At 47.3% G+C, this 15,387-nt stretch carries 14 protein-coding genes and 1 riboswitch; of the genes, 12 read left to right on the top strand and 2 right to left on the bottom strand.

Annotated features, from left to right (window positions below; genetic code table 11):
* Positions 1-3 precede the first annotated feature (3 nt).
* Together HCR03_RS08680 and HCR03_RS08685 are read right to left on the bottom strand one after the other, a co-directional pair.
* Positions 4-990: an IS5 family transposase gene (locus tag HCR03_RS08680; RefSeq protein ID WP_187035694.1), complete on the bottom strand. Its 987-nt coding sequence runs from the start codon at positions 988-990 to the stop codon at positions 4-6.
* A 290-nt stretch (positions 991-1,280) separates the two neighbouring features.
* The gene (locus tag HCR03_RS08685) at positions 1,281-2,513 is read right to left on the bottom strand and encodes an IS110 family RNA-guided transposase (protein WP_187034258.1); all 1,233 of its coding nucleotides are present in this window, start codon (positions 2,511-2,513) and stop codon (positions 1,281-1,283) included.
* 353 nt (positions 2,514-2,866) lie between these two features.
* On the opposite strand from HCR03_RS08685, the gene HCR03_RS08690 reads away from it, so the two are divergent.
* The 12 genes from HCR03_RS08690 (at position 2,867) to HCR03_RS08745 (ending at position 15,306) form a co-directional block, all read left to right on the top strand.
* Positions 2,867-3,772 (top strand): DUF4367 domain-containing protein, encoded by a 906-nt coding sequence (locus HCR03_RS08690; RefSeq protein ID WP_187037718.1) that lies wholly within the window; start codon positions 2,867-2,869, stop codon positions 3,770-3,772.
* A 12-nt stretch (positions 3,773-3,784) separates the two neighbouring features.
* Positions 3,785-4,207 (top strand): hypothetical protein, encoded by a 423-nt coding sequence (locus HCR03_RS08695; RefSeq protein WP_187037720.1) that lies wholly within the window; start codon positions 3,785-3,787, stop codon positions 4,205-4,207.
* 24 nt (positions 4,208-4,231) lie between these two features.
* Positions 4,232-4,322, top strand: a riboswitch (cyclic di-GMP riboswitch).
* A 356-nt stretch (positions 4,323-4,678) separates the two neighbouring features.
* Complete coding sequence (locus HCR03_RS08700) at positions 4,679-5,170, top strand: RNA polymerase sigma factor sigma-70 region 4 domain-containing protein (RefSeq protein WP_187037723.1); 492 nt, start codon at positions 4,679-4,681, stop codon at positions 5,168-5,170.
* Positions 5,171-5,687: 517 nt separating this feature from the next.
* Positions 5,688-7,952: an ATP-dependent DNA helicase gene (locus HCR03_RS08705; protein ID WP_228725161.1), complete on the top strand. Its 2,265-nt coding sequence runs from the start codon at positions 5,688-5,690 to the stop codon at positions 7,950-7,952.
* A gap of 59 nt (positions 7,953-8,011) precedes the next feature.
* Positions 8,012-8,275, top strand: a complete 264-nt coding sequence (locus HCR03_RS08710; protein WP_187037725.1) for a DUF6870 family protein — start codon at positions 8,012-8,014, stop codon at positions 8,273-8,275.
* A 151-nt stretch (positions 8,276-8,426) separates the two neighbouring features.
* Positions 8,427-8,639 carry a recombinase family protein gene (locus HCR03_RS20075; RefSeq protein ID WP_187037727.1) on the top strand — a complete coding sequence of 71 codons (213 nt, stop codon included), beginning with the start codon at positions 8,427-8,429 and terminating at the stop codon, positions 8,637-8,639.
* On the top strand, positions 8,639-9,103 hold the full coding sequence (locus HCR03_RS08720; RefSeq protein WP_267459237.1) for a recombinase family protein: 465 nt from the start codon (positions 8,639-8,641) through the stop codon (positions 9,101-9,103). Before HCR03_RS20075 ends, HCR03_RS08720 begins: the two co-directional genes overlap by 1 nt.
* Positions 9,003-10,085 carry a recombinase zinc beta ribbon domain-containing protein gene (locus HCR03_RS08725; protein ID WP_187037731.1) on the top strand — a complete coding sequence of 361 codons (1,083 nt, stop codon included), beginning with the start codon at positions 9,003-9,005 and terminating at the stop codon, positions 10,083-10,085. Before HCR03_RS08720 ends, HCR03_RS08725 begins: the two co-directional genes overlap by 101 nt.
* Before the next feature lies 1 nt (position 10,086).
* Positions 10,087-11,796, top strand: coding sequence for a recombinase family protein (locus HCR03_RS08730; RefSeq protein ID WP_187037733.1), 1,710 nt, complete (start codon positions 10,087-10,089; stop codon positions 11,794-11,796).
* Positions 11,789-13,480, top strand: coding sequence for a recombinase family protein (locus HCR03_RS08735; protein WP_187037736.1), 1,692 nt, complete (start codon positions 11,789-11,791; stop codon positions 13,478-13,480). Before HCR03_RS08730 ends, HCR03_RS08735 begins: the two co-directional genes overlap by 8 nt.
* Positions 13,422-13,760: a recombinase family protein gene (locus HCR03_RS08740; RefSeq protein ID WP_187037738.1), complete on the top strand. Its 339-nt coding sequence runs from the start codon at positions 13,422-13,424 to the stop codon at positions 13,758-13,760. Before HCR03_RS08735 ends, HCR03_RS08740 begins: the two co-directional genes overlap by 59 nt.
* A gap of 184 nt (positions 13,761-13,944) precedes the next feature.
* Complete coding sequence (locus HCR03_RS08745; protein WP_267459226.1) at positions 13,945-15,306, top strand: recombinase family protein; 1,362 nt, start codon at positions 13,945-13,947, stop codon at positions 15,304-15,306.
* The last annotated feature ends 81 nt before the right edge of the window (positions 15,307-15,387 follow it).

A 15,387-nucleotide genomic window follows, 5' to 3' on the forward strand; every position in this document is an offset into this window, starting at 1 on the left:
TTGTCAGGTCTCACTGAAACTTCGACCTGCCACTGCCAGCATATAGAGATTTGCGCACGCGAACATGGCATACAGCCGGTTCTCGTTTTTCATTAAGCCTCTGTACCGGGTTTTCGTGTAGCCAAATTGGCATTTGATGATGCGAAAAACGTGCTCCACTTTGCATCGCACAGAGGATTTGCGATGTTCGATGAGACGCTCCCAATCAATGGAATTGTCGGAAACCCTGGGCAGACTGTGCGGACGGCGGTTGATACGGTAGTCGATCTTGGATAAATGCGCGTCATTCCGAACCTCCGGGCGCTTTTGAATACCAAGATAACCGGAATCACCATAGACCACCTCGTCATCCTTACGGATGAGTTTCGCCGCTGCGGTCACATCATGTTCGTTGGCGGCAGTTACCTCTATCGTGTGAACCAGCCCGCTGCCGGCGTCAACGCCGGCGTGACACTTCATGCCGAAACGCCATTCATTGCCCTTTTTTGTTTGATGCATCTCCGGGTCGCGTGCTTTCTCCGCATTTTTTGTAGAGCTGGGTGCGTTGATGATGGTAGCGTCTACAATTGTGCCGCCTTTCATCATGTGGCCGGTAGCTACCATGACGCGGTTAATGGCGTCAAAAAACAGTTTGTTTAGCCCGTCTTTTTCCAGCAGGTGCCGAAACTTGCAAAGCGTCGTCTCATCCGGAACATTCTCCGTCATGAAATCGATGCCGGTAAACTTACGCATGGCATAGCTGTCATAGATTGCGTCCTCGGTGGCCGGGTCGGAAAGGTTGAACCAGATCTGCAGCAGATACATCCGCAGCATCCGCTCAATGCCCATGGGCGGACGGCCCCGTTTGCCGCGGGGATAATACGGCGCAATGATACCGACCCACTCTTCCCACGGGATAATCTCGTCCATGGTTTCCAGAAACTCTTCCCGCCGTGTTTTCTTCTTTCTGCAGCTATATTCGATATCCGCAAAAGTTTGTTGCTTTTTCATTTTTCCGCACCGCCTGTGTCTTGATACTTCTATTTTACCAGAGTTCTCCTCTCTTCGGTAGAGGGGCAGATTAAATCAGAGGTTCCTTAAAAATGAATGACGATGTGAACAATTCGGCTTTAACTGTCATTACATATTGTATATTAGTCTAATGGTATGAAGTCAAGAGGGTAAGTGCAAATGGAACGGATAAAAAAGCCACCATAAACGTACTGGCTGGATAAAAAAGGCAAACCTTTTCAAGCCCTGCCCTTGCAATTTAAAAAACAGGGTAACAATACCATCAGAGTTTAATACTCTTCCGGTGGAATGTACAGGCGGTTGTCTTTCAGCAGCCGAAAGACCAACCGAACCAGTTTTCTGGCAGTTAAAGCGAGTGCGCGTTTATGCTGGAACTTGTTGACCTCTTTGAACTTGAGGTCATAGTAGCGCCGGAACTCCGAGTCGCATCTTCTCATAGAGTTGGCAGCTTCCAGCAGATAGTACCGAAGGAATCGGTTTCCGGACTTGATTAGATGGGTATTCTCAGCCTCATAGTCTCCGGACTGGTGCTGAGACCAAACGAGGCCAGCAAACTTAGCCAGAGAGGCCTGAGACTGAAAGCGGTGAATGTCACCGATCTCAGCAATAATACCCGCTGAATACACCTTACCAATACCGGGGACAGAGGTCAGCGTATTGGGGATGATCTCGAACTGCTGCTCGATAGCCTTGTCCAGCGTCTTGATCTGGCTTTCCAATGCCCGCATGGCAGCGATCGAGACCGACATGGCCTGGTTGACAGAATCGTTCACGGTTTTGGGAAGCCGGTAGGAGCCTTTGGCGGCGGTTTGCACCGCCTTCGCGGTAGCTTCTGGATTGGCAAACCTCCCTCGTCCAGATTTCACGATGAAGTCGGTCAACTCTTTTATGTCGGCGTAAGCCAGTGCATCCACTGTCTCAAATCGTTCCATCAGGGCAATGGTGGTGGCGCTGGTATTTTGGGAAAGGACTTTTTCCTGAGCCAACCCAGAGCACTTGAGAAACAGGTAATTCGCAAAACGCTGCTTTTCCCGCGTTAGGTTCTGGACAGAGAAAAAGCGTGCTCTGGTTAGTGTTTGAAGGGCCTTGTAGCGATAATCGTCCATGTAAACCTCTGAGGCAATTCTGCCGAATCTGAGATGGTCGGCAATCACGAAGGCATCCACGAAATCGTTCTTGGGCAGATCGGAATAGGCTTCCTTGAACTTTCTGACCTGCTTGGGATTGAGAACATGGATCTTCCGTTGAAACCGTCCCAATCTGCCATCTTCCCGGAGCGCATAAACGAGGCAGTCCCCATAGATGGAGGTGGCCTCAAGGCCAATCATCACGTCGCTGAGCTGCATCGCGGTAAGTGCGGACACAATTCTCTCAGACATCAGTTTAGCACCACCACGGTTGTTCTGCACGGAAAAGCTGCTGTGTTTGGCTCCATCCGGCTTCATGAGGTAAGCGACGTTATTTTTGCTGCTCACATCAATGCCAACGTAAAGTGGATTCAAAAATATCACCTCCCCCACAGTGGGATTTTCAAGTCGGCAGGTTTTAAGATACCCATGATAACCGGAGCATCAGCAACCTCGCGTATTAGAATCATTCCGGAAAAGGCCAATGCGATATCCCTCACTGCTAAAAGGGCGGCCTTGCTTCCGGCAAACAGCTAATGAGTTTGCAGCTAACTTCCGGCTCAGGGGAACAGACTATCTGTGAAGCAGCCTTACGGCCCAACAGGAGGAATTAGAGCTTGTCCCTGCCGACTTGACAGCATTATATCACGGGCATCTCAAAGCCTGCCGGTATTCTATTTTTGGGGCGTTTTCGCCCTACAAAACTTATTATACGAGGAGGTTATTGAATGTCAGATAGTACATGTGATAATTCTTACATTGAGCTGGAAAAGCTCAGCGTTCCAGAGTTGGAATCATTGCTTCAACAGAATTTTGTAGCGACAAATGAGGATAAACTGGACACTGACTATATCATGAAGATCACAGAATTAATTTGTAAGAAAGAGAAAGAATCGTCTAATTATGAAACGGTCAATGTAGATCAAGCATGGAATGAGTTTAAGACTTACTACAATACTCAGGTTGGAAAGACAAATTTATTATATAAAGAAGAGGCTTTGAAGGATAACAAAATTACGCCTGCCGTTGTCCCGTTAGAAAAAAAAAATGCAAAGAAAAAGCAATATACTTTACGCCGTACAGTAATTATGTCAGCAATAGTGTTAGCCTGCTTGATTGCGATGGTATCTATTCCAGTTCTCGGTTATGGTAGTGTTTTTCAGATGATTGGTCATTGGACAGCAGAACAATTTAAATTTGGCCAGACTTCGACATCTTCTGAGCAGGCAAGTTCCGATAAAATTAAAAGTAAATATGCTAGCCTTCAGGACGCATTGCGTCAATATGGAATTAATGCAGCAGTTATACCAAAGGATATTCCTTCAGAATTTAAGTTGCAAGAAGTATGGGTACAGGAATACCCCGAAACTGGTGATGTTGAATTTAGTGCACCATATGTGAATGGAGATGATGACATCGTCATAACAATTATTCAACATAAGGGAGGGATTAATAAGAATTTCGAAAAAGGTGAACAGGACGTCCAAAAATATTTGTCAGGAAATATTGAGCACTATATCTTTCATAATGATGATTTCATCACTGCTGCTTGGTACGTCGGCTCTCTAGAATGCTCTATTAATACGACATTATCCGTTCCTGAGTTAGAAAAAATGATTGATTCTATTTATTAAGGAGGAAAAAAAATGAAAAAGAATAAAATTTTGGCATTTGTTTTCTTACTCGTGTTTACTTTTTCTTTGAATGTTCCGGCTTATGCGGCAGTGCAAGAAAGTCATCAAATCAGTTCATATTCGATAAATGCTTTGCCAGCGTCGAATGGCCGAATAGCAGTCGAGTTTTCAGTTGTTGCAAATTATCAAATGGCACAGATCGGCGCAGAAAGTATAGTAATCTATGAAAATGAAGGTACATATTGGCAATATGTTAAGACCTTTACACAAAGCGACAGTGGAATGACGAGAAGCAATGCTTTCAATTATGGAAATACGATTTACTATAGCGGAACTCCCGGAAGGGAATATAGAGTTTCTGTAACAATATTTGCTAAAGATAGTTCTGGAAGCTCGGATTCTCGGTCAGAGTCTTTCTATGTCACTGTGGTCTAATGCTAAATCTAATAAAAAACGGTAAACGCATATGGGCAAACCTATCTAAAGATAGGGACGCAAAGCCGAGGGTCTAAAGCGCCTTTCAAAGCGTTATGATAGCCGGGCTGCCAAAAACCTCGCAGAGCCTGCCCTTTTTGGGCAGGCTCTTGCCATCTTTTACGGCTTTTGACGGATAATTAGGGCTCTAAATACAAGACTCTCGCCGTATGCAAATGGCGTAAGGAGTTTTGTATGACTATTTGCCCTGATCTTTCCGGGAGGCAGAAATAAAGACGGCGGGTTCCGTACATATCTTCCTCAAATAAATCAGTATGTCAAAGAATCAGCACTTTGCTTTTGGGGGCAAAGTGCTGATTCTTTATTTTCGACAAAATTCCTCCGTTATCGACCTGGATTCATAAAATATTGCCGTGGTCCACCCTCCGATCTGTTTTTGCATTTCAGCAAAACAGATCGGAGGAAAGGACTATGAAAAATTATAAGGAAAACGATTATGCTCTGAATAAGTTCAGTCAAGGCATTGTCTATAAATTTGCGGATCGGATTGTGGAAATCACACTATCGGATTACCTTGCGGAAAACCCCGATAAAACTGAACAGGATTTTTTGGAATTGAAAGCTTTGTCGGATGAAATCTACCACCAGCAAGACGTAACCGAAAATCGGACAAGCCGTCTGAATGTCAGCATCACCGGATTGGAAGAAACGGAACAACTTGCCACGGTATTCCTTGATACGGAGCTGATACATAGAAGCGATGTGAAAAAGGCCGTGAAAGCCGCACAGAAGCTCCTTGAAAGCGGCCTTTTGACAGAGGTGCAAAGGCGGCGGTTCCTATTGCATTTCTATCTAGGGCTGTCAATCCGCCAGATTGCAGACAGAGAGTCCGTACATCAAAGGGCCGTATGGGACAGCTTACAGTGGTCAGCAAAAAAATTAAAAAAATTTTTTAGTGAGTGACTCGTCACCCCCCTCGTTTTTTGACGTTGGGTGAAAGGACCTTTTAGAATTTCCTTTCGCTTGTACGTTGAAAAGTGAATACGGTTGTGATGGGTACTTTACCGGCAGAAACAAGCGACATACCGGGACACGCCAAGACGAGGGCTTTGCCCTCCGAGCGAGAATGTCTGCGGCTGTTACGCTCTGTGGTGGGGCGGATTGCGATAATCCCTGCCGGCGATCATGATACTTCTGCTTTGAACGCTTCACCGCATTGAGCAGCCCGGCAGGACGGCCGGGAAAACGCATCACCCTCATTTGAGAAAGAATGAGGGGCGGCTTTTATGGAGCTCGGCAATACCGGCCGGGACACCTACCACACCTTTGCTTTAGATGCAACCAATCTATCGTAATCTATGGGAGCGATAGAAACCATGCGGCGGAACAGGCTTACAAGTCAGCAGACTTCCAAACCCTTTTCCTGCTTCCGCCGCATTCTTGTGTCGCTCCTTTAGGTAGCAAAGGAGGCTTAAAAGCTATGAACAAACCCGTCTGCATGGCGGATATTCAAAACAAGATTTATGAAGCAGGGCTATTCCGGCCTGAGGAACGCATTGTACTGTCGGCCGGAAACTATGTGCTTTTAGAATACTATTCCGGAAAAACCTACAGTTACCGCATGATAGAATTAACGACCTTAAAGGCAAAACGCCTTTTTTCAAGGCAAAATCCTCTGAACGAAGGCGGCTATCAAAAGGCAATAGACAAAATGCTTTCACAGGCAGCGAACGCGGAAAGAAATGTGCCGCAGCCCAGCGCCGACCGTAGGGCAAGAAATCTTCTGCGTCATATTTTTGTAAGCATCCTGCCAAAACACGGGATGGAATACCGGGAGAATCAGGCCGCCCTCTCGCTGGAAATGCTTCAGGCTTTGCAGGAAAACAAGCTGGCTCTCTGCGAAGCCGAGGTAGGAACGGGAAAAACCCATGCCTACATATTGGCGGTTACAGTCCATAATCTGTTTAGTGAACGCAGGTTGCCAACCATTATATCCACCTCGACCATCGCGTTGCAAAAGGCTTTGACCGAAGAATACATTCCACAGGTTTCCAGAATTCTAATGGAATCGCGGATTATTGATAAGCCGTTATCCTTCGTGGTACGCAAGGGAAAATCCCATTATGCCTGTGACAGTAGGGTAAAAGGGTATCGAGCTTCCATTTCTCACAACAACCGTATGGAGGACAAGAGCCTGTTATCCACCCTGACCGGCCTTTTTACCGGCGTTCTACCGCTCGATTTGGATGGGTTGCCCCTGACTGACTATGTAAAATCCTGTATCTGTGTGGAACACTGTCATGTCAACTGCGCCCTGTTTCCGATCTGCCGTTACCGTGATTTCATCCGGAAGGCACAGACCCTTTCTTATGATTTTCAGATTGCTAACCATAACCTTGTGCTGGCGGATGTGCTAAGCCGGAAAAACGGAAGGAATCCGCTTTTCCCGCCTCATGGACTCATAATTTTCGATGAGGCGCACAAGCTCCTTGATACTGCCCGCCAAATGTACGGTATGACACTGGAAAATGTGGAACTGGAACGGCTGGTGGCAAGCATCTACCACGCCATAGGCGGAAATAACCCGGATAAGGCGGAAATCGTAAAGCTCTGCGATACGGTGCTCAGTCAAAATGCCCTGCTCTTTGAATCGCTGAAATACGCCGCAGGCACAGGATACGATAAGAACTGTTACGCTGTACAAATCGACCTCAACTGCATATTGGCTCTGAAAACACTGATGGCCGTCTTACGCAGGCTTTCTGTGCTTTTTTTTACTACCTCCCGTGAAAAGAGGGAGCGTTACGACCGGTTGGTAAGCCGGATGGAGATGCAAGAGGCGAAGCTTTCCATCCTGCTTCATCATTCGCAGTCCATTCTCTGGCTTGAAATCAACGGAGCGACGGCCTGCCGTGTCTGCGCCCTGCCAAAGCAACTTGATTATCTGCTGTTTGAAGATATTTGGAGTGAAAATCATCCTTTCATTCTCACTTCCGGTACGCTTTCAGTTAGGGGCGACTTTTCCCACTTTAAGCGAAACAACGGCATTGCTATGGTTGATAATCGTCGTGTTTTTGAAACCAGCAAGGCTTCGCCCTTTGATTATACCAATCATGCCCTACTGTATCTTCCCAGGGATCTGCCGTTCCCGACTGCTGCCGGGGACGGCAATTATTTTCAGGCCGTGACCAGCAGGCTGATGGAATTAATTAATGTCACCCACGGACATACCATGATCCTATTTACTTCCTACCGTATGATGGAGCAGGTATGCGATGAACTGAGCAGGCAAACCACAGCTTTTCCTCTGTTTCGGATGGGAAAAGGCCGACTGGATGCCCTCGACGCCTTTAGGAAAAGCGGCAATGGTATCCTCTGTGCCAGCGACACCGCAGGCGAGGGAATTGATCTGGCTGGGGATATTCTATCCTCCCTAATTGTAGTGCGTCTGCCCTTTCCGGCTCCCGACCCGGTTCTGGAATACGAGAAATCCCTGTACAGCGATTTTTACGGTTATCTGAATGAGATCATCGTTCCAGGAATGCTGATCAAGCTGCGCCAGTGGATCGGCCGGGGAATACGTCGAGAAAGCGATACCTGTGTCTTTTCCATTCTCGATAGCCGGGCGAGCCACCGATACCGGAATGACGTGCTGTCGGCTTTGCCAGATATGCCGGTCACGGAACAGCTTTCCGATGTGGAACGGTTCATTCTGTCAAAAAAGGACAGACGGTACTTTGAATAGGACAAACGACGGTTTTCATATATTCGTAGTAAATAAGAACATGGATGGGAGGTACGCCGATGGGGAATTCTGATTTCTCCCACATTGATTTTGATGCTTTAAAAAAAGTGGATGTTAGAACGGTTGACCCTGACACACTTGTAGATATAAGCAAATTGGACATTGACACAACTCTGCCCAAGGAAGAACGGATGAAGGAATTTGTTCGGCAGGTCAGAAACCCATACTGCTTCAAGGTCGGCAAAATATCTGTCGGCGTGAGCTTTTCGTCGGACGGGGTAAGCTTTGAGCAACGTATGGAGCATTACCTGCATACCCTGTGAGGTTTTATGAAAACAACTTTTATGACGCAGAATTTTAGAAAATCAATCTGGACACGCGCATGATTTTGTGGTAAGCTGAGTCACAAAATAGGGCTTGCGGTAAAACTTCTAATTGGCTTTCTGAAATTCAAAGCGATTAGGAGAGAACCGTATGGATACACAAAACAATATTTTATATGACGCTGATATGTACCTTCGCATTTCCCGTGAGGACGGAGATAAGGCGGAGAGCGACAGCATTGCCAATCAGCGTGAAATGATTCAGGCGTTCTTAAAGGAACACCCCGAAATTATCCTCCGAAACGTTCGCGTGGACGATGGATATTCCGGGGTGAACTTTGAACGCCCTTCTTTATCGCCATGATGGAGGCGGTAAAGAATAAAGAAATCAACTGCATTATTGTAAAGGATTTCTCCCGTTTGGGCAGAAACTTCATTGAAACCAGCCGGTACATACAAAGAATCTATCCGGGCATGGGCGTTCGGTTTATTTCCATCAACGACAACTACGACAGCATTAAGCCAAAGAATTCGTCGGATGATCTGGTGGTTCCGGTAAAAAATCTGATGAACGATGCCTACTGCCGGGACATTTCCATCAAAATTCGCAGCAATTTTATAGCGAAAAGAAAAAACGGGCAGTGTGTCGCTCCTTTTGCCGTATTCGGTTATCTGAAAGACCCGAGTGATAAACACAAGCTGATCGTAGACGAATTTGCCGCCTCCATTGTGCAGGACATTTTCAAACAGAAGCTGGAGGGGTTGGTCGGCACAGGCCATTGCGGATCGGCTCAACGAAGGAGATGTGCTTTCTCCACTGGAGTATAAGCGGTGGATTGGCAGCAACTATGTCAGCACCTTCAAAAGAAATGCCAAAGCACGGTGGACTGCGGTTTCCGTCCTGCGTGTTCTGAAGAACCCCGTCTATATCGGGACCTTGGAGCAGGGCAAACAGACCACCCCAAATTACAAGGTCAAAAAGCGGTTTGCGGTGCCAAAGGATAAGTGGGTCTGCATTCCGGACAATCATGAGGCGATTATCAGCAGGGATACCTTTGAAAATGTGGCGCGAATTCTGCTGTCCGATACCCGCACCGCCCCTTCGGCGGACACGGTATTCCCTCTATCGGGCCTGTTATTCTGCGGAGATTGCGGCCGAAGCATGGTGCGCAAGAACAATGCCAGTTCGAGCAAGCCGTATTACTATTACATCTGCTCCGGTTATAAGAACAAAGCTGGTTGCCAGAGCAGCCACAGTATCCGAGCCGCCTATCTTGAACAGGCGGTGTTAGTCGCCGTACAGGAGCATATCCGCAGTATTTTGGACATTGAACACACCCTGAAAACTATTGATAACCTACCCTATACCAGCAGGCAGACTCAAAAGGCTGACGAACGTTTGAAAGCCAAGCACAGAGAAATCGAAAAATATCAGGCTTACAAACTGAGACTGCATGAAGATTACGCAGACGGTATCCTCTCCCGCGAAGATTACGTGGCGTTTGGCGCACGCTATTCTAAAAAGATCGAGGAAGCGGAGCAGGCGGCTTCAAAACTGGTACAGGACATCGAACAACTTGCGGCTGGGTATTCCGGGGGACAGCAGTGGATCGCGTATTTCAAGCAGCACGCGAATATTTCCGAGCTGAACCGTAAATTGGCGGTGGAACTGATCGAAAAAATACTGGTGTTTGAGAACCAGAAAATCCAGATTGAGTTCAAATTCCAATATGAATATGAACAGGCTTTTGAGTTTATTAGCTCCCTCACTTCTACCCCGGAACAGCTTCTAAGCAAGGGGGTGTGCTGAAATGGCGAGAAAAAGTAGAATCTATGCGCAGCCTCTTAATGCGGCGTTGCCAATCCGTGTTTACAAAACCGGTCTGTATGTACGTCTTTCCGTTATAGATAGCGGCAAGGTGGACAGCGATACGGTGCAAAATCAGGAAAGCCTCCTGCGCGCTTATATGGCGGACAAAACAGAGTTTTCTCTTTACGAAGTCTATATTGACAACGGAGAAACCGGGGTGAACTTTAAACGCGACGCCTTTGAACGCTTAATCCAAGACGTAAGAAACGGCAAGGTGGACTGCATCATTGTAAAAGACCTTTCCCGCTTCGGTAGAAACTACATTGAAGCCGGGGAATATCTGGAGAAGATTTTCCCGTTCCTCGGTGTGCGCTTTATTGCGATAAACGACCGTTACGACAGCGCCGATCCCGCAACCTCAGATATTCTCACCATGCACTTGAAAAACCTTGTCAATGCTGTTTATGCCAGTGACATATCCCGCAAAATCTGCCCTGTGCTTAAAGCAAAACAGGAACGCGGGGAATTCATTGGCGCCTGGGCCTCTTACGGCTATCGGAAAGCGGAGGACGATAAGCATCAGCTCATGGTAGACGATAATGTGGCATATATCGTCCGGGATATTTTCCAGTGGCGGCTTCTGGGCATGAGTTATCAGATGATTGCACGAAAGCTGAATGAACTTGGTATTCCGTCCCCCAGCAAGTACCGTTACGAGCAGGGGTTCATCAAGGAGGAACGCCTAAAAGACCTGCCATGGCGCGTCGCCACAATTAAATCCATAATCAGGAATGAAATTTATTTGGGGCACATGGTACAGGGCAAAAAACGGGAAGCTTTGTGGAAGGGACAAAAACAGTCGCAAGTGCCGAAGGAACAATGGATAGTGGTCAAAAATACCCATGAAGCGATTATTGACGAGCGAACCTTTTATCAGGTGCAACGAGTCAATGAACAGGCAAATGCCGATTATTATGCCAAACTGGAGCGGTTTTCCGGCATACAAAATACGGAGAACATCCTGAAAGGGCTGGTGTATTGCGGTAACTGTGGGAAGAACCTGGTGCGTTATAAAAACGTCCGGGAGAATAGGCACACGGAACCGAAATACCATGTTTGGTACAATTACATATGCCCGATTCATTCCGGCGACCCAGCTTCCTGCCCCTTCACCAGCATACCGGAAAAGGACCTGCTGAATACAGTTTTTACGGTTATTCAGTCCCAGCTCGCCATAGCTGTGGATATGGAGAAGCTGATTCGGAGCGCTAAGAGGCAGTCATTTGTGACGGCGGAAAGGCAGCGGCTTCAATCGAAAATGCGACAGACCATTGATGAGGTTGAGGGCGTTATCCGACACCGGGAAACCCTGTATGAAGATTATTCTGAAAAACTGATGACAGAGCAAGACTATGTATATGTCAGGAACCGCTACAAAGAAAAGGAAGCAGAACTGAGACGGCAGCTTGAGCAGTTAAAGACCGAGGAAAACAGTTTGCGGGAATCGACGACGGAAGAAAATCCATGGCTTTCCGCATTTCTCCGATTTCGTGATGAGGCTTTTCTGACGAGAGAGATGGCCGAGGAACTGATTGAACGCATTATTGTTTACAGCAGGACCAACGTCAAGATCGAGCTGCGGTTCGGGGACGAGTATCAAAAATTACAGGAAGAACTATCTCCTATGCTGGAGGTTGCGGTGAATGGATAACAGCTATGTAATTGTTTTGTATATCCGTATTTCGGTTGAGGATGCGGATATAGGACAGGATGGAAAGGATGAAAGCAACAGCGTAACCAATCAACGGACTTTGCTTCACGATTTTCTCAGGCAAAAGAAGGAATTTGAAGGCTGCACCGTCACGGAGCTATGTGATGATGGCTATTCCGGCACAAATTTTGAACGTCCCAGCGTGAAGAAGATGCTTGAGTTGGTGAAGGAGCGAAAAGTAAACTGCATCGTCGTGAAGGATTTTTCCCGTTTTGGAAGGGATTTCATTACGGTTGGAGATTTTATTGACCAGATATTCCCTTACCTTGGTATCCGCTTCATCTCGGTCAATGACGGTTACGACAGCAATGAATATCTTGGAACCACCAGCGGATTGGACACATCCTTCCGCAATATTGTCTATGCCTACTACAGTCAGGATATATCGGATAAGGTAAGGAGCGGCAAACGCACGAAGGCAAAGAAGGGAGACTTTTTAAGCCCTTTCGCCCCTATCGGATACCGCAAAGACGAGAAGAACAAAAATAAGCTGGTGATCGAGGAAGAAGGGGCCGCCATTGTTCGGCGTATTTTCGAACTGGCTGCATCCGGTATGTCGGTGCTGAAGATAACCCGGCTGCTCAACGCCGAAAAAGTACCCACACCAAGCCAAATCCAGAACGAAAACGGCTTTTACCACAAATGGTGGATTGGTGTTACGAAAGAAAAAATGTGGGACGATGGTAAGGTCCTCTCCATTCTTCGTGATGGACGGTACTTGGGGAACAACATATATGGGAAACGTATGCGTCCAGAGGTGGGCCAAACTAAGACAAAGCCGGTTAAAAAGTCCAGGTGGATTGTAGTAACGGGGACGCATGAACCGATTATAACGGCAGAGTTGTTCCTTGCGGCGGAAAATAATTTGAGACGGTTTGAACATAAGGATGCCGCTCCTTTGGAAACTCACCTTTTTTCCGGCAGGATCAGATGCGGTAACTGCGGTTATGCGCTGGCAAGATGTAAAAGCCCCGTACCAAAGCTTTTCTGTGATACAAAAGCCCGAAAGGAAGGTTGCGGTTGCTTTACGGAATATATTGAGGAAAGGGAGATTGCCGAGGCAGTATTCCATATTCTGCGTCAATACGTCCGTGTCCTGCTGGATGATGGTATTTTAGTACGGCAGACAAAGGTAAACGACCGGATCGTCATTTTGCGAAAGCAAATAGCGGCCTATCAGGGAGTATGCGACAGATTTCAGGAGCAGAAAGCCGATCTCTATGATGAAAAGGCAGAGGGGAATATCACCAAAGCTCAGTATAAAAAAAAGTACGATGCCTTGGAAGCAGAACATGAGGACATGAAACTCCAGCTCAAAAAGCTGACCGATGAATTGTCTGATCTGGAACGTAGGCTATCCTATGAGGCATCAAAGGAACAGGATTTAAAAAACTGCTTAACCTCTGACATATTGACAAGAGAGATGGTGTTGGAATTTGTGGATTGCATTTATGTCTTTGATAAAAACACCATTCATATAAAGTGGCGGTTTGATGAAAAAGGAGTTCAAAATGAACAAACGAGTTTTGATTTATTGCAGAGTAGCCCATCCCGACAGGCTGGCATTGGAAAATCAGAAACAACGCCTGATAGATTATGCCAAGGAACAGGGACATACGATTGAAGGTTTGGTAGCTGAACAAGAAAGCGGCCTAAACAGCGACCGGGAAGGGCTGCGCGAGGTCCTGACCAGAATTTCTTCTGGTTGTATAGATGCGGTGCTTATAGAAAGCCTGGATCGTCTATCCCGTGACATGAGCCAACTTATGTACTTTGTAGATAAGCTCGACCGACTGGACGTTAAATTGATTGCCATCAAGGGTTTGCCGTGTGATGATTGGAAAGGAATATTGCGTCCGTATTATTCGCTGTTCACGCCCCGCACAATAGCGACTTCCGACTGATAAATCAGGTAGTGGTCTATGAGTGCTTCATAGGCCACTACCCCTTTCTTTTAACAGAAATCATACATTTCGACAGAAAAACATAGGGGATTCAAAGAATTTACAAATTTTTTTACGTCCCTACTTGACACCATCAGATGACGGATGGAGCGGAACAAACTTCGACCGACCGGCTTTCCAGCGCATGATTGCGGATATCGAAGCAAAAAAGGTCAATATGGTAATTACAAAGGACTTGTCCCGTCTCGGCCGCGATTATATCATGACCGGCCATTACATGGAGCGGTATTTTCCGGAAAACCGGGTCCGCTACATCTCCCTGCTTGATGGAATCGACACCGGAATTGAGAGTACGGCAAACGACATCACTCCTTTTCGCGCCATCATGAACGACATGTACGCCAAGGACATCTCCAAAAAAATCAAGAGCGTCAAGCATGACAAACAGCGTAAGGGGCTCTTTATCGGAGGGAAACCGCTTTACGGTTACAAAATGGCGGAGGAAAAGAATAAAATTGTTATTGATGAAGAGGCGGCCCCCATGGTGCGGCGCATCTTCGACATGGCGCTGGAGGGGCTGTCCTGCCGCCAAATTGCAGCCCGGCTCAATGAGGAAAAAGTGCCGACGCCGGCAATTTATGCCGGACTGAATCAAGGACGTACCGGACCATACGCCGGAATGTGGTACAGCGAGCGAATTTCCGACATGCTCCAAAATGAGACGTATATTGGTAACATGGTGCAGGGGCGATCCAAGAAGATCAACTACAAGTCGAAGAAATGCGTCCGTCAGCCGCGGGAGAACTGGATTGTGGTAGAAGGCACTCACGAGCCTTTGATCGGCCGGGATGCCTTTGATAAGGTGCAGCAGCTGTTGGGAAGCCGTAAGACCACCCGTTCACGGACCTACGATTTTTTGCTCAAGGGACTTATCTACTGCCACGAATGCGGTTATCCGCTGGCCGTCATCAACCGTCCAAACGCAAGAGGCGAAGACTGCCTTTACTTTGTTTGCCGCACCTACCAGCGCTTCACAAAGGCAGGTGTTTGCACCTGCCATTCCATCAAGGAACAGACCGTCACACAAGCCGTTATCGAAAAGGCACGGGAGGTCTGCGAGAACTATGTGCGGACTGAAGAGCTCCTTCCTGCGGCGGAAAAGGCAGTAGAAGAAGCCAATCAGGCGAGCAGTCAAGAGAAGGAGGCCGCGACGCTTAAGGCGAAAATCGAGAGCCTGACGGCGCACCTTGAACGTATGTATATGGATCGCCTGTCCGGAATTCTGGAGGAGCGGGACTTTGAACGAATTTATCAGAGAGGCAAACAGGAGCGGTCAGCGTTGGAACAGAAACTGTCCGGTCTGGAGGCGCCCACGTATGAGTCGGAAAAGCAGAAGAAACTGGCCCGCGAACTGGTGAACCGTTTTGTCGACGGCGCGTGGTCAAACCGGGAGGTGCTCGTCAGCCTGATCGAGCGGGTCGAACTGACCGAGGACAAACAAATTATCATTCATTTTCGCTTCCGTCAGCTGGAAGCCTTTTCCTAGATCCAATCGCTTACAATAGGCGATACGAACAGTGTCTCGCATTGAAAAAAAGTCGCTTGCGGCACTTTATAAAGGATTCAG

The organism is Caproicibacter fermentans, from assembly GCF_014303955.1.
GTDB classification, from domain to species: Bacteria; Bacillota; Clostridia; order Oscillospirales; family Acutalibacteraceae; genus Caproicibacter; species Caproicibacter fermentans.